This is a genomic window from Isoptericola jiangsuensis (genome assembly GCF_002563715.1).
Taxonomy (GTDB): domain Bacteria; phylum Actinomycetota; class Actinomycetes; order Actinomycetales; family Cellulomonadaceae; genus Isoptericola; species Isoptericola jiangsuensis.
In genome coordinates this window covers 374,685-397,055 of sequence record NZ_PDJJ01000001.1, presented here as the reverse complement: position 1 = coordinate 397,055, position 22,371 = coordinate 374,685, and the positions used below count along the sequence as shown (strand labels likewise).

Below are 22,371 nucleotides of genomic sequence, written 5' to 3'. Positions count from 1 at the left end.
GCCCCCTGGGGCCCGTGAACGCGGGCGCGCGCCGACTCCGTCACACCCCCGACCCCGTCACCACCCCGACCCCGTCACCCCCGGGCCGCCACACCCGCGAGGTCAGGTGAGGCGACGCGTCGCCCGGATGCCGACGACCAGCCCCACGGCGCAGGTGATCGCGGCCGCCAGCACGCCCCACAGGACGACGGGGTCCCCCACAGCGCCGGCGAAGAGCGCCCGCTCGGCGTCGACGATGTAGGTGAGCGGGTTGAACTTCGCTGCGACCTGCATCCAGCCGGGGCCGGCCTCCAGGGGCAGCATCATCCCGGAGAGGATGAGCAGCGGGAACAGCAGCGCCTGCTGGACGCCCCAGAACAGCCACTCACGGTTCTTCGCGGCGAGGCCGAGGGCGTACGACAGGGCGCCGACGCCGACGCCGAACACGCCGAGGAGCACGAGGCCGGCGAGGGCGTGCAGCGGGTTGAAGCGGAACCCGAACGGCAGGCAGAGGACGGCGATGAGCAGGCCCTGCACGACCAGCGGCGCGAACTCCTTGAGGGCGCGCCCGACGAGGATCGCGGGGCGGGACAGCGGGGTGGCGAGCACCCGCTCGTAGGAGCCGGTCATGAGCTCGTAGAGCAGGTTCGAGCCGGTCATGGAGGTGCCGAACAGCGAGATCATCACGATGACGCCGGGCACGAACCACTGGAGGGTGTCGGCCGTGGACATGCCGGTGCCGCCGAACGTGCCGGTGAGCAGCGGCGCGAACAGCCCGAGGAACACCAGCGGCTGCAGCAGGGAGAAGACGAGCGTGAACGGGTCGCGCAGCGTCAGCAGGATCTCGCGGTGGAACACGGCGCGGGTGTCGGCGACGAACTTGCCGGGGCCGGTGCGCGTGACGATCCGCGCCTCCTCGTGGACCGTGCCGGGCGTGGTGCTGGTGGTGTCGGTGGTCATCGGGCCCCTCCTGCGGTGCTCATGCGGCCTCCTCGCGCAGGCTGCGGCCGGTCAGGTTGAGGAACACGTCGTCGAGGCTGGCCTGCTTGGCGGTCGCCGACGTGGCGGCCAGGCCGACGCCGCGCAGGGCGTCGATGGCTTCGGGGAGCCGTTCGGCCCCCTGCGCGGTGGCGATGCGCACGGTCAGGCCGTCGGGCGACTCGTCGACCTGGACGGTGCCGGTGTGCGGCGTGCCGTCGCCGACGACGGCGGCGAGCGCCCGCCGGGCGGTGTCGGGCGAGCCGGGCGTGGTGCCGAGGGTGACGACGTCGTCGGCGTGCTCCCGCTTGAGGACGTCGGGGGCGGCGTCGGCGATGATCTCGCCGTGGTCGATGACGACGACGCGTTCGGCCATGCCGTCGGCCTCCTCCAGGTAGTGGGTGGTGAGCACGATCGTCATGCCGAACCGCTCGCGCAGGGTGGAGATGTGCTCCCAGAGGTTGGCGCGGGCGTGGGGGTCGAGGCCGGTGCTGGGTTCGTCGAGGAACAGCAGCGGGGGGTGGTTCATGAGGCCGAGGGCGACGTCGAGGCGGCGGCGCTGCCCGCCGGACAGGGACTGGACGGTGCGCTTCTCGAGGCCGCCGAGCTCGAGGGCGTCGACGAGGTCGGCGGCGCGCTGCCGGTACTCGGCGGCGGGCAGGCCGTAGAACCGGCCCTGGTTGAAGAGCTCGTCGCGGACCTGGTAGCTGAACCCGCCGCCGTTGCCCTGGCCGATGAACCCGAGGCGGGCGCGGACCTGCGTGGGGTGGGTGGCGACGTCGTACCCGGCGATGGTGGCGGTGCCGGCGGTGGGGGTCAGCAGGGAGGTGAGCATGCGCAGGGTGGTCGACTTGCCGGCGCCGTTGGGGCCGAGGAAGGCGACGAGCTCGCCCTCGGCGACGTCGACGTCGATGCCCTTGACCGCTTCGACCGTCTCCTTGCCGCGCTGGAAGGTCTTGGTGAGACCGCGCGCTCGGATCATGAGGACCCGCCTTCCGTACGTTGTACCGAAATGGAACGACGACGTGAGCATACGCTGTACGGGAAAGCGACGGAAGACCCGGAGGACCCCATGACCGACACCCGCCCGGCCGAGGAGGTCAGCCGCCGCCTCGCCCTGCTCTGGGACCCGCCGCAGCCGTCGACCCGCGGACGTCGCGCCACGCTCACGCTCCCCGACGTCGTCGCCGCGGGGGTCGCCGTCGCGCACGACGGCGGGCTCGACGCCCTGTCCATGCGCAAGGTGGCCGGCCACCTCGGCGTCGGCGCCATGACGATCTACACGTACGTGCCCGGCCGCACCGAGCTGATCGACCTCATGATCGACGCCGCGTTCGCCGAGCTCTCGCTCCCCGAGCCGGGCGAGCCGTGGCGGGCCGCGCTGACCCGGTACGCCACCGAGCACCACGACCTCTACCTGCGCCACCCGTGGATCCTCCAGACCAACATGTGGCGCCTGCCGCTGGCCCCGCACGTCCTCGACGCCGAGGAGTCGGGCCTGCGCGTGCTCTCCGAGGCGGGCCTGCCCGCGGACCGCGTCGTCGAGGTCATCGGGCTGGTCGACTCCACCGTCCGCGGGCTCGCGCGCGCCGCGGTGGCCGAGCAGTCGGAGAAGTCCACCACCGGCACCAGCAACGACGACTACTGGGAGTCGATGTCGGAGTTCTGGGGCACCTGGTTCGACCCGGCCCGCTACCCCACGATGACGCGCGTGTGGGAGGCGGGCGGCTTCGAGACCGGTCACGCCACGTTCGCGCAGACCTTCCAGCGCCTGCTCGACGGCGTCGAGCTCGCCATCGACCGCGCCCGCGCCTGACCGGCCGCCGGGACGCACCGGCGCCCGTGCTTCAATACGCCCATGCCGGGGGACACGACGGGAACGACCGTCCCGCTGCTGTCCCTGGGCCTGCTCGGCGGCTTCACGGTCGAGCGCGCCGACGACGCACCCGTGGTCACCCGGTGGCGCCGCCCCAGCGCCCGCACCGTCCTCAAGCTCCTGGCGCTGGCCGACGGGCACCGCCTGCACCGGGACGTCGTGGCCGCGACGTGCTGGCCCGACGCCGACGACGGCGCCGCGCGCCGCAACCTGCGGGTCGCGCTGCACGCCGCCCGGCACGCCGTCGAGCCCGAGCTGCCCGCCCGGTCCACGTCGAGCTACGTGGTGCAGGACGGCGAGCTCCTCGCCCTGCACCCGACCCGGGTGCGCATCGACGTCGAGGAGGCCTTCCGTGCGGCCGAGGACGGGCTGCGCGGGGACCCCGAGCGGCTCGCCGTCGCCCACGCGCTGCTCTCCGCGGAGCTCCTGCCCGAGGACCGGCACGCGGAGTGGACCGCGCCGCACCGCACCCGGCTGGCGGACCTGCGCGACCGGGTGGCCCATGCCACGGCCGCCGCCCACCTCGACGGCGGCCGCCCCGACGACGCCATCGCGCCGCTGCTCGCGGTGCTCGACCAGGCGCCCGCCGACGAGGCGGCCCACCTCGGCCTCATGCGCGCCTACCTCGCGCTCGGCCACCGCCGACAGGCCCTCGCGCAGTACCACCGCTGCGTCCAGGCGCTGCGGGACGACTTCGGGACGACGCCCGGCCCCGACCTCGTCGCGCTCTACTCCGACGCCGTCACCCGCCCCGCGGCCGACCCGGAGGCGGAGCCGCCGGCCCCCGTCGCCCCGCCCGCGGCGCCCGTGGTCCCGCCGCCCGCGGCTCCGCCCCCGGTCGGCGCCGCAGCCGCGGCGGCCGCGCCGGTCCTCACCCCGGCCCAGCGCCGCACCCTCGACACGGTGCTGACCCCCGGACCCCGCGTGACGCTGCTGTCCGGCGAGCCGGGCGTGGGCAAGTCACGGCTGGCGGCCGCGGCGGCCGGCGCGGTCCGCGCCGCCGGCGGCACCGTCCTGTGGGGCTCGACCGACGACGCCGTGGTGCGCAGCCCGTACGGCCCGTTCGCCGACGCCCTCAACTCCTACGTCGCGGGCCTCGACGCCGCCGCCCGCGCGACCGTCGCCACCGAGTACCCCGAGCTGGTGGCGCTGCTGCCCGCCCTGGGCCCCGGCGGGAGCACGGCCGTACGGCGCAGCGAGCTCTTCGCGGCGGTCGGCACCCTGCTCGACGGCGTGCCGGGCCGGCCCGTGCTCGTCGTCCTCGAGGACCTGCACGCCGCCGACGTCGGCACCCTGCGGATCCTGTACCACCTGGCGCGGACGCAGGGCGGCGGCTGGCGGGTCCTGGCGACCCTGCGCGACGACGAGCCCGGCACCGACGAGGACAGCCGCCGCCTGCTCGACGCCCTCGTGCGGCACGGCCACGCCCGCCGGGTCGAGCTCATGCGGCTCTCGCGGGCGGAGTGCGACGAGCTCGTGCGCACGGCGCTCGGGACAGCGTCACCCGGCAGCGGTTCCGGCGGCGCCCCCGAGGACGGACCGGTGGACGGCGAGGTGCTCGACCAGGTGTGGGCGCTCTCGCTGGGCAACCCGATGTTCGCTCTCGAGGTGACGCGGGCGCTCACCGAGGACGCCGCCGCGGGGCGTGCCACCGTCGGGCCGGAGCCGGGGACCGGGGAGCACGTGCCGGTCGGCGTGCGGGACCTGGTCGGCGCCCGCATCGACCGGTTCGACGCCACGGTGCAGGCCGTCCTCGCCGTGCTCGCCGCCCGACCGGGCACCACCTCGCTGCCCGAGCTGACCGACGTCGTGCGCGACGGCGTCGACCCGGCACCGCGGCCCGCCGCGCTCGCCGCCGCGCTCGACCGGGCGACGGAGGCCCGCGTCGTCGAGCCGCGACCCACCGTCGTCGGGGGCCGCCAGGTGCTCGGGTACGCGGTCGCCCACCCGATGACGCGCCTGGTGTGCGCGCAGCGCACGGGCGAGGCCACCCGGCGGGCGATCCACGCCGCGCACCTCGCCGCCGTGCGCCGGCACCGCCCGGACCTGCTCGACCTGCACGCCTGGCACGCGCTCGGGGCGGAGGACCCCTCGGCGGAGCAGACGCTCGTCGAGGCCGCCCGCCGCGCCTCCCGGGTCGGGGCGCACGACGCCGCGACCGCGCACCTGGAGCGGGCGCTCGGGCTCCCCGTGGAGCGTCCCTCCTCGGCCCGGGCGACGCTCCTGCTCGACCTCGCCGTCGAGCAGCGGCTGCTCGCCCGCTACGCCGACGCCGCCGCGACTCTGCAGGAGGCGCTCGACGCCCTCGGCGACGACGACCCCACGACACGGGTGCGGGCGATCGCCATGCTCGCCGAGCTGCACGCACGCGGCGGCCGCACGACGGAGGCGGCGGAGCTCCTCGCCCGGAGCGACCTCACGGCGGTGGACGACCCGGTCGCGGTGGCCGAGCACCACCTCTCGGCCACCGTCCTGGCGTTCCTCACCGGCCGCTACGCCGACGGGCTGGCGAGCACCCGGTCGGCTGCCGACCGGGCGCGGGCCGCGGGCGGCACCGGCACGGTCGCACTCATCCGAGCCCTGAGCAACGAGGCCACCTGCCTCGTCATGCTCGGCCACCTCGAGGCCGCCCGCGAGGTCAGCCTGGCGGCGCTCGCCGTGGTCGAGCCGACGGGCGACGCCGAGCGGCTGACCCGGGTGCTCTCCTCCCTCGCGGAGATCAGCCGGGCCACCGGGCATCTCACGGAGGCCGTCGTGTACGCCGAGCGGGCGCTCGCCGCCGCCGAGCAGGTGGCAGACCCGACCGGCATCGCGTTCGAGCGGGGGAACCTCTCCCAGCTCCTCCTCCTGCGGGGCCGCACGGCCGACGCCGAGCGCCTGGCCGTGGGGGCCGTCGACCTGGTCCGGCCCTTCGGCGCCACCTGGTGCCTCGCGTTCGTGCTCCTCGACCTGGCCCAGGTCCGGTTCGCCCAGGGGGACGTCGCCGCCGCACGGACCCACCTGCAGGAGGTCGACGCGCTCGCCGGGGGCGGGGGGCCGCAGGTCACGGCGGCCGCCGCCGGGCTCGCCGCGGAGCTCGAGCTGCGCGCGGGCCGTCCCGTCCCCGCCTGGGCGGCGGTGGGGACGCTGGACGACGCCGCCACGCAGGACGAGGTCGCCCCGGTGCAGGTCCGGGTGCTGTCCGCCCTCGGCCGGCACGCGGAGGCGGCCGCGCGGGGCCGTGCGGTCCGCGCGGCGGCGGTCGACCGCGGAGACCGGTCCGCCGAGCTGCGGGTCACCCTGGCGCTCGCCGAGGCCCTGAGCGCGGCGGACCCGACGGACCCGGAGGCACGCCGGCTCGTCGCGGCCGCGCGCCAGCTCGCGAGCGCCATGCCGTGCCCGCCGCTCCTCGCGCAGGCGGAGCGGCTCGACGCGGAGCTCGTGGGCGCCGTGACCCACGGCTCGGCAACGGCCGGGTAACGCCTCGCTCCTAGCCTCCTCGCAACGATCGGAGGAGGAACCGATGTCCGTCCAGGACCCGCCCGTCACCCCCTCGGCGGCCGTCGTCGTCGAGGCCGGCGACGAACCGTGGGCACGCATCCGCCCGCTGCTCGACCGTCGCTGCGCGGAGCTGCCCGCCGACGGGCTCCTCGAGGTCCGGCTCCACGGCCTCGACACCCTGGCCGAGCTCGTGGCCTGGTGCGCCGCGCACCAGCACCTGCAGGCCGAGCTCGACCCCGGCGGCACCGTCGTCCGACTCCGCACGGCACCCCACCCCACCCCCAGGAGGACCGCATGAGACGCAAGCATGTGCGGGTCGCGGGCATCGCCCTCGCCCTCGCCCTCGCCACACCCGTCGTGACGGCGTCGGCGCAACCCGTCGAGCCCGCCGCGCCGGACAGCACCGAGACCGTCACCACCAGCACCGTCACGCTCCTCACCGGTGACCGGGTGACCGTGCGCACCGACGCCGCCGGGGAGACGACCTACGTCGTCGAGCCCGCCGACGGCACCGGCCGGCAGGTCGTGTTCCTGCAGAGCGAGGTCGACGGCGACACCTACCTGGTGCCGAGCGACGTCGCGCCGCTGACCGGCGCGTTCCTCGACCGCGAGCTGTTCAACATCACCGAACTCGTCGCGGACGGGTTCACCGACGAGGCGACCGACAGCCTGCCGCTCATCGTCCAGCGCGACACCACGGCTCGCGCCGCCCGCGGGCTCGCCCTGCCCCTCGACGACACGCTGGCGCTGCCCGCCGTCGACGGCGTCGCGGGCGACCTCGCCAAGGACGACACGACCGAGCTCGGCGCCCTCCTCGCCGCCAAGGCCGCCGGGGACACCGCGAGCGCCCGTGGCCTGAGCCCGCTCGCGGGCATCGAGAAGATCTGGCTGGACGGCCGCGTCGAGGTCTCCGCGCTCGACACCAACCTCACGCAGATCGGCGCGCCCACCGCGTGGGCGGAGGGCCTGACGGGCGAGGGCGTCGACGTCGCGGTCCTGGATACCGGCATCGACCTCACCCACCCGGACATCGCCGGGCAGGTGACCGCCTCGGCCGACTTCACGGACTCCGGCTCCGTCACCGACGTGCACGGCCACGGCACGCACGTCGCCGCGACCATCGCCGGCACCGGCGCGGGCGCCCCCGGCCTGCGCACCGGCGTCGCGCCCGACGCCGACCTCCTCATCGGGCGCGTGCTCGGCTCCGACGGGTACGGCAGCGACTCCGGCGTCATCGCCGGCATGACGTGGGCCGTCGACCAGGGCGCCGACGTCGTCAACATGTCGCTCGGCGGCGGCGCCTCCGACGGCAGCGACCCCGTGAGCGTCGCGCTCGACGAGCTCGCCGCGGAGTCCGGCACCCTGTTCGTCGTCGCGGCCGGCAACTCCGGCCCCGGCATCTCGACCGTCACCGCCCCGGCCGTCGCCGACCGCGCGCTCGCCGTCGCGGCCGTCGACTCGGCGGGCACCGTCGCGGCGTTCTCCAGCCGCGGCCCCCGCATCGGTGGTGGCATCAAGCCGGAGATCGCCGCTCCCGGCGTCTTCATCACCGCGGCCCGCGCGGCCGGCACCGGCAACGGCGCCGACCCGCTGTACTCGACCATGTCCGGCACGTCGATGGCGTCCCCGCACGTCGCCGGCGCCGCCGCGATCGTCGCGCAGGCGCACCCCGACTGGACGGGCGAGCAGATCAAGCACGCGCTCACCGCGTCCGCCACCCCGAAGGGCTCCGTCAACCACCTCGGTGCCGGCGTCGTGGACGTCCCCGCCGCGACCGACCAGACGCTCCTGCCGTCCGAGTCGGCGCTGGCGCTGGGCCGGGTCGGCTCGGAGGACGTGCAGTTCGAGCGCACCCTCACCGTCACCAACACCGGGTCCGAGACCGTGGTCGCGGACGTCGACGGCTGGCTGTCGACGATGGCCCACCGCGACGGGCCCGACGGGCTCTACGAGGTCAGCCCGTCGGTCGTCGAGATCGCGCCGGGCGGCGAGGCCGAGCTCACCGTGAGCGTCGACAGCACCGGCGTCCCCATCGGGATGTACGAGGGCTACGTGGCGCTCACGCCGCGCGACGCCGGCGTGCCCGACATGCGCGTCCCGATGACGCTGGACCGTGCCGAGATCGTCACCGCCATGGTGCTGTCCACCGACGGCTACCCGATGGTCCACGCCCAGGTCGGGCTCATCAACCTCGACACCGGTGAGCGGACCGTCGTGACGACCGGCACCGACGGCACGGGGAGCGTGCGGGCCAACCCCGGCCGGTTCGCGGCCGTCGCCACCGTCCCCGTCCCGAAGGCGGACGGCTCCGCGGCCGTCGCCGTGCTCACCGCCGACGAGATCGACGAGTCCGGCATCGTGGTGCTCGACGCCCGCGACACCCGCGAGTACTCCGTGACCCTCGAGGGCAAGGAGACGCGGCCCGAGTTCCTGGTGGCAGGCCTGGCCCGCAAGGCCGCGAACGGTCAGACCGTCAGCACGGGCCTCCTCGGCGGCGGGGCGTACGGCCAGTTCTCCGCCGACGACCTGCTCGTCTCCCCGACCGCCGGTCTCGCCGCGGACTCCGTGGTCTTCTCGGAGCACTGGCGCCTCGCGGACGCCGACAGCGACAACCGCGCCGGCGACACGACGACGATGTACGACCTCGGGTACGTGCACGACGAGGTCGCGGACGAGCCGATGGTCCTGACGACCGAGGACCAGGCCGCGCTCGCCCGCGTAGAGCACCGCTGGGACGGCCCCGGCGTCGCGACCAAGGTGCAGGAGCTGACCTTCCCGCGCATCCCCGGTGCCGTCGGCATCGACTCCAGCTCGCCGTCCTTCGTGCCGCTCCCCGCGGACCGCGTGGACTACATGACGCCGGACGTCCTGTGGCAGCGCCAGCTCTACCAGCGCATCGGCAAGGTCGAGATGAACGTCGACCGCACCTTCACCCAGTACGCGCCGGGCGAGCAGACGTCGGAGGCCTGGAACGGCGGCCCGTTCACCTCGAACGCGATCGTCGAGACCCTCGGGTCGGAGATGCGCCTGCGTCTCAACGACATGGTGGACGACGGCGGGCACCTGGGCCGCTACGCCGACTGGAACTGGCCGTCGCAGGTCAAGGCGTCGCTCGCGGTCACGCGGGACGGCCAGAAGCTCACGACCAAGACGCTGGCGTACGACACGTACTCGGTCGTGCTGCCGGACGCCGAGCCCGCCACGTTCGAGGTGCGCCGCACCTACGACGCCGGGTCGACGTTCCCGGCGGGCGGTCAGGTCGACACCACCTGGACGTTCACCGGCCAGGGCGGCACCACCGTCCCGACCCTGTCGTCCGTGCTCAACCTGCGCTACGACACCAACACCGACCGGCTCGGGCACGGTGACGCGGGCCGGTCGCTGCGGGTCGGCGTCGAGGTCCTGGGTGCCGAGGGCGAGGCGACCGTCACGGCCGCGGCGTGGACCACGGACGGCGGGGCGACCTGGACCAAGGTCAACCCGAAGTCCGTGACGGCGTCGGGCCAGATGGTCATCGGCGAGGAGCACCTCGAGGCGGGTGACGTCGTCGGCTTCCGCCTCGCGGCGACCGACGCGACCGGCACCGCGGTCGACCAGACCCTGCTGCGCGCGGTGACGATGGACTGAGCACCGTCCCGCACGGCGGGGCACGGCGGGGACGTCTCCCGCCGTGCCCCGTCGTCGTGCCCCCGGCGCGACGGCGGGCCGCCCCGTACCGTGAGCCCATGGTCACCAGGTGGGTCACGCGGGCGCGGGAGTCGTTCTGGTTCCTGCCCGCCGTGCTCGGCGTCCTCGCGCTCGTCGCGGCCAAGGGCGTCGTCGCGCTGGACCGGGCTCTCCAGGACGCCGGCCTCACCGACCTGCCGCTCATGGACACCCTCAGCGCGGACGGCGGGCGCGCCGTGCTCACCGCCATCGCCGGGTCCGTCCTCACGGTGGCGGCGACGTCGTTCTCCATCACCATCTCCGTCATGGCGACCACGTCGTCGGCCTACGGGCCGCGCCTGGTCCGCAACTTCATGGCGGACCGCGCCAACCAGGCCGTGCTCGCCGTGTTCACCGCGACGTTCCTCTACGCGCTCGTCGTCCTCGGCGACGTGCACTCGGAGGGGACCGGCGCGTTCGTGCCCACGGTCGCGGTGCACGTCGCGATCGTGCTCGCGGTGGTGAACGTCGCCGTGCTCGTGTTCTTCATCCACCACATCGCGCAGTCCGTCCAGGTGACGACGCTCCAGCACCGGGTGCGCGACGAACTCGTCGCAGCGGTCGAGGTCGTGTTCCCCGCGGACCGGGGGCCGGACCAGGTCGACGCCGACCCCGCCGGGGGCGGCACCGTGGTGACGGCGCGCCGTTCGGGCTACGTGCAGCACGTCGACGGCGGTGCGCTGGTGCGCCGGGCGGCCGAGGCCGGGGGCCGCGTCGACCTGCTGGTCGGCCCGGGGTCCCACCTGGTCGCGGGCGAGCCGCTGGCGCGGGTGCGCGGCGACGTGGACGAGCTCACCGACGCCGTGCACGACCACGTGACGACCGGGCCGTCCCGCACCCCGTACCAGGACGTCGCGTTCGCCGTGCAGGACCTCACCGAGATGGCGGTCCGCGCCCTGTCGCCGGGCACGAACGACCCGTACACCGCGGCGTCCGCCCTCGACGCGCTGGGCGAGGGGCTGGTCACGGTCGTCGAGCGGGCCCCCGCCCCGTGGGGACGCACCGACGACGACGGCGTGCTCCGCCTCGTCGTCCCGTGGCCCACCGCCCAGGACCTGGTGACGTCGGTGGTGACGGCGGTGCGCACCTACGCCCTCGGCGCGCCCGTCACGCTCGACGCCGCGCTGCGGCTGCTCGGGCGCCTCGAACGGTCGGCGAACCGCCCGTCCGTGCGCGAGGCCCTGCACGGCCAGGTCCTCGCCCTGCGGGACGCCGTCGCGGACGGGTCGGGCGTCGTGGACGCGCCGGACGTGCTGGACCGGCTCGAGGCGCTGGCGGACGCCCTCGCCCCCGCGGAGCGGCCGTCGTCCTGACGGCGGGTCGTCCCGGCGGGACCGGGCGCGCACGCTCGGGCACAATGCGTCCATGGAACGCCACACCGTCGTGGGGATCGCGGAGGGCCTGCACGCCCGCACCGCGGCCCGGTTCGCCCGACTGGCCGCCGATCAGGGGATCGCGCTGCGCATCTCCCGGCAGGGGGCCGAGCCCGTGGACGCCGCCAGCGTGCTCGGCGTCATGACGCTCGGCGCCGACGCCGGGACCGCCGTCGTGCTGCACGCCGCGGACGACGCCGACCCGGCCACGGCCGCTGCCGCGCTCGACGCGCTGGAGGAGTTCCTCACAGACCCAGGTCGGTGAGCACCGGCCGGATCGCGTCACGGACCGCGGACCGGGCGGCGACGGGGTCGTCGGCGGCGAGCGCGAGGTCGGCGAGGTGGCGGCACTCGTCGAGGTCGACGCGCGCGAGGACGGCTGCGACGTCGGCGAGCGCCCGCGGCGTCATCGACAGGGACCGCACGCCGAGCCCGACGAGGACGGGGGCGAGGGTGGCGTCGGCGGCGGCCTCGCCGCACACCCCGACCGGACGGCCGTGGACGGCGGCGCCGGTGCAGGTGGCGCGGACCAGGTCGAGCACGGCCGGCTGCCAGGGCGTGGACAGGGTGGCGAGGTCGCCCAGCATGCGGTCGGCTGCCATCGTGTACTGCACGAGGTCGTTGGTGCCGAGGCTGCCGAACGCGGCGTGCTCGAACACGGACGCGGAGCGCAGCGCGGCGGCGGGCACCTCGATCATCACGCCGGCGGTGCGCAGGCCGTGCCCGGCGCACGCCGCGACGAACTCCCGCGCCTCGGCCGCGGTGGACACCATGGGGGCCATGACCCACACGTCCGCGTTCTCGGCGGCGGCGGCCGTGGCGATGGCCTGGAGCTGCCGGTCCAGGACGGCGGGGCGCCGCACGGCGGTGCGCAGGCCGCGGACACCGAGCGCGGGGTTGGGCTCGCCGTCGGACGTGACGAACGGCAGCGGCTTGTCGGCGCCCGCGTCGAGGGTGCGCACGACGACCTTGCGGCCGGGGAACGACGCGAGGACGCGCCGGTAGGCGGCGACCTGCTCGGACACGGCCGGCTCGTTGCCGCGGCCCAGGAAGCAGAACTCGGTGCGGAACAGGCCGACGCCCTCCGCGTTGGCCTCGGTCGCCGCCTGGGCGCCGGCCGGGTCGGCCACGTTCGCGAGGAGCTCCACGCGGGTGCCGTCCGCGGTGCGGCCGGTGCCGTCGAACGCGCGGCGGGCGGCCTCGCGCTGCTGCGCGGCGGTGACCGTCACCGGGTCCGGGTCGCGGACGACGACACCGGCACCGCCGTCGAGCAGGATGGTCTCGCCGTCGACGATCTCCTCGGCGCCGCGCACGGCGACGACGGCGGGGATGCCGAGGGCGCGGGCGAGGATCGCGGTGTGCGAGGTGGGGCCGCCGCCGGCGGTGACGACGCCGAGGACGACGGCGGGGTCGAGCGTGGCCGTGTCGGCGGGCGCGAGGTCGTCGGCGACGAGGACGAACGGGTGGTCGGGGCGTGGCACGCCCGGCGGTCGCACCCCGATGAGCTCGGCGACGATGCGGTCGCGGACGTCGAGGACGTCGCGGGCCCGCTCGGACAGGGGCGGGCCGATCTTCTCGAGCTGGCGGGCCAGGCCGCGCGCGGCGTCCCAGATGGCGCGCTCCGGGGTGAGCCGGTCGACGCGGATGCGGCGCTCGGCGTCCGCGACCAGCGCCGGGTCGGCCGCCATCGCGGCGGTGACGGCCAGCAGGTCCGCGGCCGTGCCCGTGGCCGCCGCGGCCCGCTCGGTGAGCTCGTCCCGCACGGTCCGCGCGGCGTCGCCCAGCCGCTCCACGCCCGCGTCGACGTCCGTCCCGGCGAGCCGCGTGGTCCGGGGCTCCGGCACCGGGTCCGGCATCGTCACCGCAGGTCCGGCGGCCCGGCCGGGGCTGACGGCCGCCCCCGTCAGGGTCGTGCTCACACCGCCCACCTCCCCGTCCCGGGGTGGCGCACGCGCGCACGTCCCCCTGGCTGGCAGGGTGGTGGATGGTGCAGCCCGTGTCAACAGGTCGTACCCCGCACCGCAGGAGGAACCGTGCCGCTCACCGTCCTGTCCCCCGTCGCCGGGACCGTCGTCGACGTCGCCGACGTGCCCGACCCCGTGTTCGCCGAGCAGATGGTGGGGCCGGGCGTCGCGGTGGAGCCCGCCGACGGCGTGGCGGTCGCACCCGTCGACGGCCGCGTGGTGTCCCTGCACCCGCACGCGTTCGTCGTGCAGGGCGACGGCGGGGCGGTGCTCGTGCACCTCGGGATCGACACCGTGCAGCTGCGCGGCGACGGGTTCGACGTGCGGACCGCGCAGGACGACCACGTCACCGCCGGCCAGGTCCTGGTGACGTGGGACCCGGGCGCCGTCCGGGCGGGCGGACGGGCCACGGTGTGCCCGGTGGTCGTGCTGGAGGTCGACGCCGGTGCCATGACCCCGCTGGCCGCGCCCGGGAGCGTGGTGGCGGCCGGCGACCCCCTGCTGCGCGTGGGCTGAGCCCGCCCCGTTTGGCAGACTGCGCACCGACGGACCAGCGACCTGCCGGGAGGGAACCATGACGGCGCCGGACGGCACCTCCCCGGCGGCACCGCACCGGTCGGACCAGGTGCGCGCCCACCTCGTCGACCTCGTCCACGAACGGGCCGTGGGCGACCTCCTCCCCTCGGACCGCGAACTGTCCGCCCGGTTCGGCATCGGTCGCACGTCCGTGCGGCACGTCGTCGACATGCTCGTCGCCGAGGGCCTGCTGGTGCGGGCGCAGGGCCGCGGGACGTTCGTCGCGCCCCCGCGGGCGGACTTCCAGATGCGCATCACGACGTTCGGCGAGGAGGTGCGCCGACGCGGCATGACCCCGGGCTCGCGGGTGCTGGTCGCGGTGACCGTCCCCGCCCCCGACGCCGTCGCGGACACCCTCGCCCTCGACGCCGGCGACCTGGTGTACCGCGTGCAGCGGCTGCGGACCGCGGACGGCGAGCCCTGGGCGGTGGAGGACGCGTGGATCCCCGTCGCCCTCGCCCCGCACCTGCTGCACGGCGGGGTGCCCGAGTCGCTCGACGGCGCGCTGCGGGCCTACGGGCACCCGCCCACCGACGGCGCCGAGACGATCTCCGCCGCGGACGCGACCGCCGAGGAGGCGGCGCTGCTGGAGATGACCGGCCCGCGCGCCGTGCTGCGCGTGGACCGGCGCACGTTCGCCCACGACGTGCCCCTCATCCACTCCTTGACGTCGTTCCGCGGCGACCGCTACTCGGTGTTCGTGCCCCTGGACGAGGCGCGCTCCACCGGGCCCGTCGGCGCCTGACCCGTCAGAGGAGGCGCACGCCGAGGGCGTCCAGCACGCTCCCGATGGGGTTGACGTAGGTCAGGCCGGTCCCGTCCGTGCCGCCCGTCTCCGAGCCCGCGAACAGCAGCCCGACCGCGACGCCGTCGGCCCGGTAGACGAGCGACCCCGAGTCGCCGCCCTCGGAGAACGACCCGGGACGCGTGGACTCCACCTCGATCTGGTCGTCGAACGCCAGCACCCCGAGCTCCGGCCCGTACCCGACGAGGACGTCGTCCATCTCGATCGCGGTCACGCGGCCGACGGTGTGCCCCGTGGTGCGGCCCACCTTCTCCACGGCGTCGCCCGGCACCGCGGCGGCGGTGGTCGTCACGCGCCCCACCGGGTAGGTGGCGTCGACCTCCGGGTCGTCGAGGAGCGCGACGGCGGCGTCCACGGTGGCCCGCTCCCCGCGCGCGAGCGGTACGACCGCCCCGACGACGCCGACGCGGTCGGCCGGGTCGGAGCCGCCGTCCGCGGGCCCGGGCTGCAGGACTCCGTCGCCGGGCGCCCCGTCGAGGACGTGCCGGTTGGACAGCGCGTAGACGCCCGCCGGGACGTCGGGCAGGGGGACGCGACCGGGACGGTCGGGGTCGGCCAGGACGAAGGCGCCGAGGGTGCCGGCGGTGACGTCGACGTGGGCGATCGACACCCCCGGGCGCAGGGGACGCACGCGGCCGGTCTCCCCGAGGGCGTAGGCGGTGGCGACCGGCGGCTGCGGGGCGAGGGCGCGGTCGCGTGCGGAGGGGCCGCCGTCGAGCCGGTGGATGCGTCCGGTGCGGCGCACGTCGACGGCGCCGACCTCGGCCGCGACGCGGCGCACGACGGCGCGGGCCGCGGGCACCCCGAGGCGGTAGCGCACGGCGATGGCGAACGTGCCGGGCTCGTCGGTCGGCGCGAGGCCGAGCGCCAGGGTGGGCGCGCGCACGGCGTCCGCGGGCGGGGCGTCCGACGCGGCCTGCGCGGTGACGCCGACCCCGTACCGTTCGGCGAGGTCACGGGCGTAGTCGGTGAGCTGAGCCTTGGTCTCGCGTGCCTCCGTCAGGTCCATGCCCGCGAGTCTGGCGGAGACCTCCGACGTCGTCGCGGCGAACGCGCCGTGACGCCGCGGGACGGGTACCGGGCACGGCACCGTTCCGCACCGGCACCGTTTGAGGAACTTCTGAGGTGTTTCGGGTGATTCCCCGCCCGCGCCGCGTCACGAAACCCGCCCGGCGGACTCTCTGTGGGCGTGAGACACACGACCATCGACGACGTGCACGCCGCGGTGCGCTGGGCCCTCGCCCACGACCTGCCGGCGCTGCTGGCGTACCGGCAGGTCGCGCACACCGACCGCGGCGCCCGCTGGGAGGCGGACGCCGCGTTCGTCGCGCACTGGCAGCAGGCCACCGGCAGCGGCCTGCCCGCCTTCCGGCCGGGCGGGCCGCTGCCGCGGCGTCGCTGATCAGCCGCGCAGCAGCGCACCCACCCGCGTCCGGCGGGCACGGGCCGCCGCACCGGCGCCCAGGCCCAGCCCGACCAGCGTCCACAGCACCAGGAGCGACACCGCACCCCCGAGGCCACCGACCTCCGGCACCACGACCGCCGCCAGGGCGTCCGACCCGGCGCCCGTCGGCAGGAAGTCCGCCACGCCCACCAGCACCGCCGGCACCGTGGCCACCACGGCCGTGCCGATGAGCAGCACCGCGATGAGCAGGCTGATCCCGCGACCCACGTTCCCCAGCCAGGCGAGGAACCCGAGGTGCGTGGCCACGAACGTCACCGACACCAGGGCCCCGACCAGGATCGCGACGACCCAGCCGCCCGCGGACACGCTCTCGACGGCTGCCAGGACCGCGCCGACCAGGGCACCCGTCCCCGCACCGATCGCCGCCGGGACGGCACCCGCCTCCAGGGTCAGGCGCAGCGCCGAGCGCGTCGAGCCCAGCGCGTGGCCCACCACCGGCGGGAAGATCGTCAGCAGGGCCAGCGCGCCCAGCCACAGCGCCACCACCGCGAACAGCGGGCCGGTGGCACCGGTGGACAGCCCGTCCACGCCGGGGCCCGCGACCGGGTCGGCGACCACCGAGGAGAGGTTCTCCCGCTCGGACTCGCTGTACGTCGGGATCCCGTCCACCGTCTGGTCCAGCCCGTCGGCCAGGTCACCGGTGCCGGACGCGAGCTGACCCACGCCGTCGGCGAGGCCGGTCGAGCCGTCCGCCACGCCCTCCGCACCGGTCGCCAGCCCCGTCGCACCCGACTCGAGCTGGACGAAGCCCGACGCCAGGCCCTGCGCGCCCGTGGCCAGGCCCTGCGCGCCCGTGTCGAGCTGCCCGACACCGTCCGCGAGGCCGGACACCCCGGTCGCGAGCCCCTGCGCGCCCGTGTCGAGCCGACCCAGCCCCTCGGCGAGCTGCGAGACGCCGTCCGCGACGCCCTGCGAGCCGGGTGCGAGCCGGGCCGTGCCGTCCGCGAGCTGCGTGACGCCGTCCGCGACCCCGGCGGCACCCGCCGCGACCTGGTCGTTGCCGTCGGCGAGGTCGTCCAGGCCGTCGGCCAGGTCGGCGTTGCCGTCCGCGATGCCGCGCGTGCCCGTCGCGACGCCCTCGGCGCCCGCGGCGAGCAGGGCCGTGCCGTCCGCGAGCTGCGTGAGCTGGCCGCGTGCCCCGAGCAGGGCGTCCGAGAACTCGTCGAAGTCACCGGTGACGTCGTCCGACAGGCTCTCCAGGCTCGCCTCGACGGCGGCGAGCTGCCGGCACGCCTCCGTGGTCGGGTCGACGTCGCAGCCCAGCGCGGTGGACGCCTGGTCGAGCGCGTCGGCGACCCCCGCCGCATTCTCCTCGTAACCGGCCGCGATCTCGTCCAGCCCCGCCTGGATCTCGCCCTCGGAGGGCAGGTCCTCGTCGATCGCACCGGCCTGGTCGGCCAGCGCCCCCACGCCCGCGGCGACGTCGTCCGCGCCGTCCGCCAGCTCGTACCCGCCGTCGGCCAGGTCGCGCGCACCGTCGGCGGTCTCCCGGATGCCGCCGGAGATCCCGGCGACGCCGCCCGCGACCTGCTCCGCACCGTCCGCGAGCGGCACCGCGCCGTCCGCGACTCCCGCGACACCGTCGGCGACCTGCTGCGCGCCGTCCACGAGCGGCTCCGTCCCGCCCGCGGCGGCGGAGACCCCGTCGGCGAACTCGTCGGCGCCGGCGGCGAGCTGGTCGGCGCCGTCCGCCGCCTCGCCCACGCCCGCCGAGTACTGCGACGCACCGGCCGCGAGCTGGTCCGCACCGTCCCCGGCCTGGTCCACGCCGGCCGCGTACTGGTCCGCGCCGTCCGCGAGCCGGCCCGCGCCGTCCGCGAGCTGGTCCGCGCCGTCCGCGGCGTCGTCCGCACCGTCCGCGAGCTGGTGGGCGCCGTCCGCGGCCTGCCCGATCCCGTCGGAGAGCTGGTTGAACCCGATGAGCACGTTGTCGACGTACGACTCGGTGAGGCTCGAGCCCATGACGGACGTCGCCGTCGTCGCGACGATCCGCGCCAGCGCGTCGTCCACGACCCGGCCGCCCGGCGGCGTCGAGATGTCGATCGTCGCCTGCCGCGCGTCGGTCGGGTCGTCGGACCCGAACGACGTCGCCGCCGCGGAGAAGTCCTCCGGGATCGTCACGACCGCCGCGTACGTGCCGTCCGCCAGCCCGTCCTTCGCGCCCTGGGCGTCGGTGATGGTCCAGTCGTAGTTGACGTCGGAGTCCTCCGCGCCGGCCACGAGGCCCGCGGTGAGCTGGCGGCCCAGCGGCACCGTCTGCCCGTCCACCTCCACCGGCTCGTCGGAGTTGACGATCGCGGCCGGCACGGTGTCCAGCCGGTCGATCGGGTCCCACAGCGACGCCAGCAGGATGCCCAGGACCAGCAGGGGAAGAGCGACGACGGCGGCCACCGCCCACGGGTTCTGCCTCACGCGGTTCATGCCCGCACCTCCTGGGTGGTCGTCGGGGAGTCGGTCGCCCCGGCGGCGTCGACGGGCGTGCCCGCCGCGTCGTCGTCGGTCTGGTCGTCGATCAGGTCGTCGTGGTGCACGGGGTCGGGTGGCAGCGGCGGCGGCACCTCGCCGCCGCGCAGCCGTGCCGGGGCGCCGAACCCGGGCCCGACGTCGAGGACGGGCGCTCCGTCGGGCACGAGGTCGGTCGCGGAGACACCGGTGGAGCCGATCACGAGCGTGACCCCCGCGGCCTGCGCGCCGCCCAGCGCGGCCGCCAGGGCCTGCCGGTGCTCGCGCCCGGTGACCACGTCGGCACGGTCGAGGACCACCACCGGCACGCCGCTGCGGACCGCGGCCCGGACCGCGGCGGCGGGGTCGCCGTCCCGGTCCTCGGCGTCCACCAGGGCGACCCGGGAGCGCACCGTCGCCGCACGCTCCGGCAGCACCAGGCCGTCCACCTTGGCCACCCCGCCGTCCGCGGGCAGGCGGCCCGCGACGGCCAGGACGAAGGCGCTGACCGGAGCGGAGGCGTCCCCCTGGACGACCAGCGCGTCACCGGCGGCGAGCCGCACGCTGACCGGACCGACCACGGGCGGCTCCCCCAGCCCGGGACCGCGCGGCCCCGCGACCTCCAGGTCGCTCACCGCGACGACGTCCGCGCGCCCGTCGGGGCGCTCCCCCGGCCAGGTCGCGAGCCGCAGCTCCTTGGCCACGCCCTCGCCCTCGACGTCGAACGTCGGCAGCGCCCGGTCGAGCCAGCGCGGGATCCACCACGCGCGGTCCCCGAGCAGCGCCATGACGGCGGGCACGAGCACCATGCGCACCACGAACGCGTCGACGGCGACGCCCACGGCCAGGCCGAGCGCGATCGGCTTGAGCGTCATGTCGCCCTCGGGCACGAACGCCACGAAGACGGAGAACATGATGATCGCGGCGGCCGTGACGACCTTCGCCGCGCCCTGGAACCCGGTGGTGACGGCCAGGAGTGCGCGCCGCCCGTTGTGGACGAAGTCCTCGCGCATGCGGGACACGAGGAACACCTCGTAGTCCATCGCCAGGCCGAACAGGACGCCCATGAGGATGATCGGCATGAACGAGATGACCGGGCCCAGCTTGGTCACGTGCAGGGCGTCCGCGAACACGCCGTACTCGAACACGAGCGACACCGCGCCGAACGCCGCCACCACGCTCAGCAGGTAGCCGACGGTCGCCTTGACCGGCACCCACACCGACCGGAACACCATCATGAGCAGCAGCAGGGACAGCCCGACGACGACCAGCGCGAACGGCAGCAGCGCCTCGCCCAGCTTGTCGGACACGTCGATGCCGACGGCCGTGAACCCGGTGACGGACAGGTCGACGCCGTACTTCTCCTGGTAGTAGTCGTGCCGGTCGCGGATCTCGGTGACGAGCGCCTTCGTCTCCTCCGAGTCCGGCGCACCGGTCGGCACCACCTGGATGATGCCGGTGTCGGCCGCCTGGTTCGGCGTCGACAGGGGCACGTCGGCGACACCCGGCAGCGAGCGCATCTCGTCCGCGAGGTCGTCCATGAGGCCCAGCGGGTCGGTGCTCTCCACGATCGTGCCGGTGACGACCAGCGGGCCGTTGAATCCGTCGCCGAAGTACTCCGCGACCAGGTCGTACGTCTGGCGGGCCTCGTTGTCCTCCGGCAGGTAGCCGGCGTCGGGCAGCGCCAGGCGCAGGTTCAGGGCGGGCACGGCGAGCGCGCCGAGTGCCACGACGACGACGAGGATCGTCGCGACCGGCACCTTGGTGACGGCCTTGACCCAGCCGGTGAAGAAGCGGCTCTCGTGGGCGTCCGTCGGGGCGGCCTGACGGCGGCCCTTGCCGGCCCGGCGCGGCTTGCGGGGCTTGGGGCGCAGCCGGTCGCCCGCCATGGCCAGCAGCGCCGGGAGCAGCGTGAGGGACACCAGGACGGCGATGCCGACCGACGCCGCGGCGGCGATGCCCATGATCGCGAGGAACGGGATGCCCGCCACGCTGAGGCCCACCAGCGCGATCATCACGGTGAGCCCGGCGAACACGACCGCCGACCCCGCCGTCGCCGTCGACCGCGCGACCGACTCCCTCACCTCGACGCCGGCACGCAGCAGCTCCTGGTGCCGGGACACGATGAAGAGCGCGTAGTCGATGCCGACGGCCAGGCCCAGCATGAGGCCGAGCATGGGCGTCGTGGAGTTGATCGGCCCGAACACGGTGGCGGCGAGCAGCAGGAGCATCGACACGCCGACGCCGAGCAGCGCGTTCAGCAGCGGCAGTCCCGCCGCGACGAACGACCCGAGCGTGACCATGAGGACCACGAGCGCCACGACGACGCCGATCGCCTCGGTGACGCTCAGGGCGGGCAGCTCGTTGGCGTAGAGCTGGCCGCCCAGGGCGGCCTGGGAGCCCGCCGGCAGGTCCTGCGCGAGCTGGTCGGTGATGTCGTGCAGCTCGTCCTTGGTCGCGTCGCTGATGGCGAACGCGTCGCCGTCGAGCTGGATCTGGACGATCGTGGCGCGGTCGTCGTCGCTGACGGGGGCGCTGAGCTGGTCGTCGTAGGGGGTGGAGACGACGACGACCTCGTCGAGGTCGCCGTAGGCGCCGGCCGCCGACTCGACCGGGGTGCGCACGTCGGGGTCCTTGACGCTGCCGCCCTCGGGCGCCACGACGATGACCTGCGCGGAGACGCCGCTGACCTCGGGGAACGTCGCGGCGAGCTGGTCGAGGGCCTCCTGCGACTCCGTGCCGGGGATGGTGATGGAGTTGTCGAAGCCCTGGAAGACGATGCCGCCGAGACCGCCGACCACCACCAGGACGCCGATCCAGGCCGCGACGACGAGGCGTCGGGCGTCGGCCGCCCAGCGGCCGAGCGAGTAGAGGGCGGAGGACACAGGCTCTCCCGGGGAGGTCGTGCGGACGATCGATCGAGCGATCAGGGCGATTCGATACGGCACTGTATCCGATGCACGAACGTATCGGATACATCCGTGCATTGGCTAGAGTTGGGCCACAGCCAGACCCCGAAGGAGGCCCGTGTGACCACCGAGCACGCCACCAGCGTGCGCTCCCCCCGTCGCGAGCGCACGCGCGAACGGCTCCTCGACGCCGCCTTCACCGTCTTCGCCGACGCCGGTGTGCAGACCACCTCCATCGAGGCCGTCTGCGAGGCCGCCGGGTTCACCCGCGGCGCCTTCTACTCCAACTTCGCGTCCAAGGAAGAGCTCTTCCACGCCCTGTTCGAGCGCAAGGCCCGCGAGCACCTCCAGGCGCTGGAGGACCTCACCGCGTCCATCGACGCCGACGCCGTCGCCACCCCCGAGGGGTTCCGCGACACCGTCCGCCGCGTCCTGTCGTCGTTCGAGCTCGACGAGCCCGCGCACCGCCACTGGTGCCTCATGAACGCCGAGTTCGAGCTCCTCGCCATGCGCGACGCCGACGCCGCACCCGAGTACCTCGCCACCCAGCAGCGTCTGCGCGCCGAGGTCGGCGCCGTCCTCGACCAGCTCCTGGAGCGCTTCGGGCTCCGCTTCACCGTCGACACGGCCGTCGCCGTCGACCTTCTCATCGACGCCGAGGTCGCGGGCTCCCGCTGCGCCGTCCTCGGCGCTCCTCCCGAGCAGCAGTCCGCCACCCGCCTCGAGAGCCTCGTCGACCTGCTGATCACCCCGCGCTGACTCGCGCGAATCCGCGCTGACCCGCGGCAACCTGCGCTGAGTCGCGGCAACCTGCGCTGA

16 protein-coding genes are annotated in these 22,371 nt (G+C 75.6%); 10 read left to right on the top strand and 6 right to left on the bottom strand.

The window, feature by feature from the left end:
* Positions 1-102: 102 nt before the first annotated feature.
* Together ATJ88_RS01805 and ATJ88_RS01800 are read right to left on the bottom strand one after the other, a co-directional pair.
* Complete coding sequence (locus tag ATJ88_RS01805) at positions 103-939, bottom strand: ABC transporter permease (protein WP_098462345.1); 837 nt, start codon at positions 937-939, stop codon at positions 103-105.
* Between the two features lie 19 nt (positions 940-958).
* Positions 959-1,939, bottom strand: a complete 981-nt coding sequence (locus ATJ88_RS01800) for an ABC transporter ATP-binding protein (RefSeq protein ID WP_098462344.1) — start codon at positions 1,937-1,939, stop codon at positions 959-961.
* Between the two features lie 90 nt (positions 1,940-2,029).
* Here ATJ88_RS01800 and ATJ88_RS01795 point away from each other — a divergent pair, with 90 nt between their 5' ends.
* The 6 genes from ATJ88_RS01795 to ATJ88_RS01770 all read left to right on the top strand — a co-directional run bounded on the left by ATJ88_RS01795 (position 2,030) and on the right by ATJ88_RS01770 (position 11,656).
* Complete coding sequence (locus tag ATJ88_RS01795) at positions 2,030-2,773, top strand: TetR/AcrR family transcriptional regulator C-terminal domain-containing protein (protein ID WP_098462343.1); 744 nt, start codon at positions 2,030-2,032, stop codon at positions 2,771-2,773.
* Positions 2,774-2,815: 42 nt separating this feature from the next.
* On the top strand, positions 2,816-6,292 hold the full coding sequence (locus tag ATJ88_RS01790) for an ATP-binding protein (RefSeq protein ID WP_098462342.1): 3,477 nt from the start codon (positions 2,816-2,818) through the stop codon (positions 6,290-6,292).
* A 43-nt stretch (positions 6,293-6,335) separates the two neighbouring features.
* Positions 6,336-6,611, top strand: coding sequence for a hypothetical protein (locus ATJ88_RS01785; protein WP_098462341.1), 276 nt, complete (start codon positions 6,336-6,338; stop codon positions 6,609-6,611).
* The gene (locus ATJ88_RS01780) at positions 6,608-9,940 is read left to right on the top strand and encodes a S8 family peptidase (RefSeq protein WP_098462340.1); all 3,333 of its coding nucleotides are present in this window, start codon (positions 6,608-6,610) and stop codon (positions 9,938-9,940) included. The genes ATJ88_RS01785 and ATJ88_RS01780 overlap by 4 nt, the downstream gene beginning before the upstream one ends.
* Before the next feature lie 98 nt (positions 9,941-10,038).
* A complete protein-coding gene (locus ATJ88_RS01775; RefSeq protein ID WP_098462339.1) occupies positions 10,039-11,331 on the top strand; it encodes a DUF2254 domain-containing protein in 1,293 nt (430 codons plus the stop codon).
* A gap of 52 nt (positions 11,332-11,383) precedes the next feature.
* Positions 11,384-11,656 carry an HPr family phosphocarrier protein gene (locus ATJ88_RS01770; protein WP_098462338.1) on the top strand — a complete coding sequence of 91 codons (273 nt, stop codon included), beginning with the start codon at positions 11,384-11,386 and terminating at the stop codon, positions 11,654-11,656.
* Here the strand turns inward: ATJ88_RS01770 and ptsP are convergent.
* A complete protein-coding gene (gene ptsP, locus ATJ88_RS01765) occupies positions 11,637-13,310 on the bottom strand; it encodes a phosphoenolpyruvate--protein phosphotransferase (protein ID WP_098462337.1) in 1,674 nt (557 codons plus the stop codon). The genes ATJ88_RS01770 and ptsP overlap by 20 nt on opposite strands.
* Positions 13,311-13,424: 114 nt before the next feature.
* Here ptsP and ATJ88_RS01760 point away from each other — a divergent pair, with 114 nt between their 5' ends.
* Together ATJ88_RS01760 and ATJ88_RS01755 are read left to right on the top strand one after the other, a co-directional pair.
* Entirely contained in the window at positions 13,425-13,871 is a 447-nt protein-coding gene (locus ATJ88_RS01760; RefSeq protein ID WP_098462336.1) for a PTS sugar transporter subunit IIA, read from the top strand.
* 58 nt (positions 13,872-13,929) lie between these two features.
* Entirely contained in the window at positions 13,930-14,676 is a 747-nt protein-coding gene (locus ATJ88_RS01755; RefSeq protein WP_098462335.1) for a GntR family transcriptional regulator, read from the top strand.
* 4 nt (positions 14,677-14,680) lie between these two features.
* On the opposite strand, the gene ATJ88_RS01750 is transcribed toward ATJ88_RS01755, so the two are convergent.
* Positions 14,681-15,745, bottom strand: a complete 1,065-nt coding sequence (locus ATJ88_RS01750; RefSeq protein ID WP_098462334.1) for a chymotrypsin family serine protease — start codon at positions 15,743-15,745, stop codon at positions 14,681-14,683.
* A 180-nt stretch (positions 15,746-15,925) separates the two neighbouring features.
* On the opposite strand from ATJ88_RS01750, the gene ATJ88_RS01745 reads away from it, so the two are divergent.
* Entirely contained in the window at positions 15,926-16,138 is a 213-nt protein-coding gene (locus ATJ88_RS01745) for a hypothetical protein (protein ID WP_141538587.1), read from the top strand.
* On the opposite strand, the gene ATJ88_RS01740 is transcribed toward ATJ88_RS01745, so the two are convergent.
* Both ATJ88_RS01740 and ATJ88_RS01735 read right to left on the bottom strand, forming a co-directional pair.
* Positions 16,139-18,622 (bottom strand): YhgE/Pip domain-containing protein, encoded by a 2,484-nt coding sequence (locus ATJ88_RS01740; RefSeq protein ID WP_098462332.1) that lies wholly within the window; start codon positions 18,620-18,622, stop codon positions 16,139-16,141.
* Positions 18,619-21,528, bottom strand: coding sequence for an MMPL family transporter (locus ATJ88_RS01735; RefSeq protein WP_098462331.1), 2,910 nt, complete (start codon positions 21,526-21,528; stop codon positions 18,619-18,621). The genes ATJ88_RS01740 and ATJ88_RS01735 overlap by 4 nt, the downstream gene beginning before the upstream one ends.
* A gap of 144 nt (positions 21,529-21,672) precedes the next feature.
* On the opposite strand from ATJ88_RS01735, the gene ATJ88_RS01730 reads away from it, so the two are divergent.
* The gene (locus ATJ88_RS01730; RefSeq protein ID WP_098462330.1) at positions 21,673-22,311 is read left to right on the top strand and encodes a TetR/AcrR family transcriptional regulator; all 639 of its coding nucleotides are present in this window, start codon (positions 21,673-21,675) and stop codon (positions 22,309-22,311) included.
* Positions 22,312-22,371: the final 60 nt, after the last annotated feature.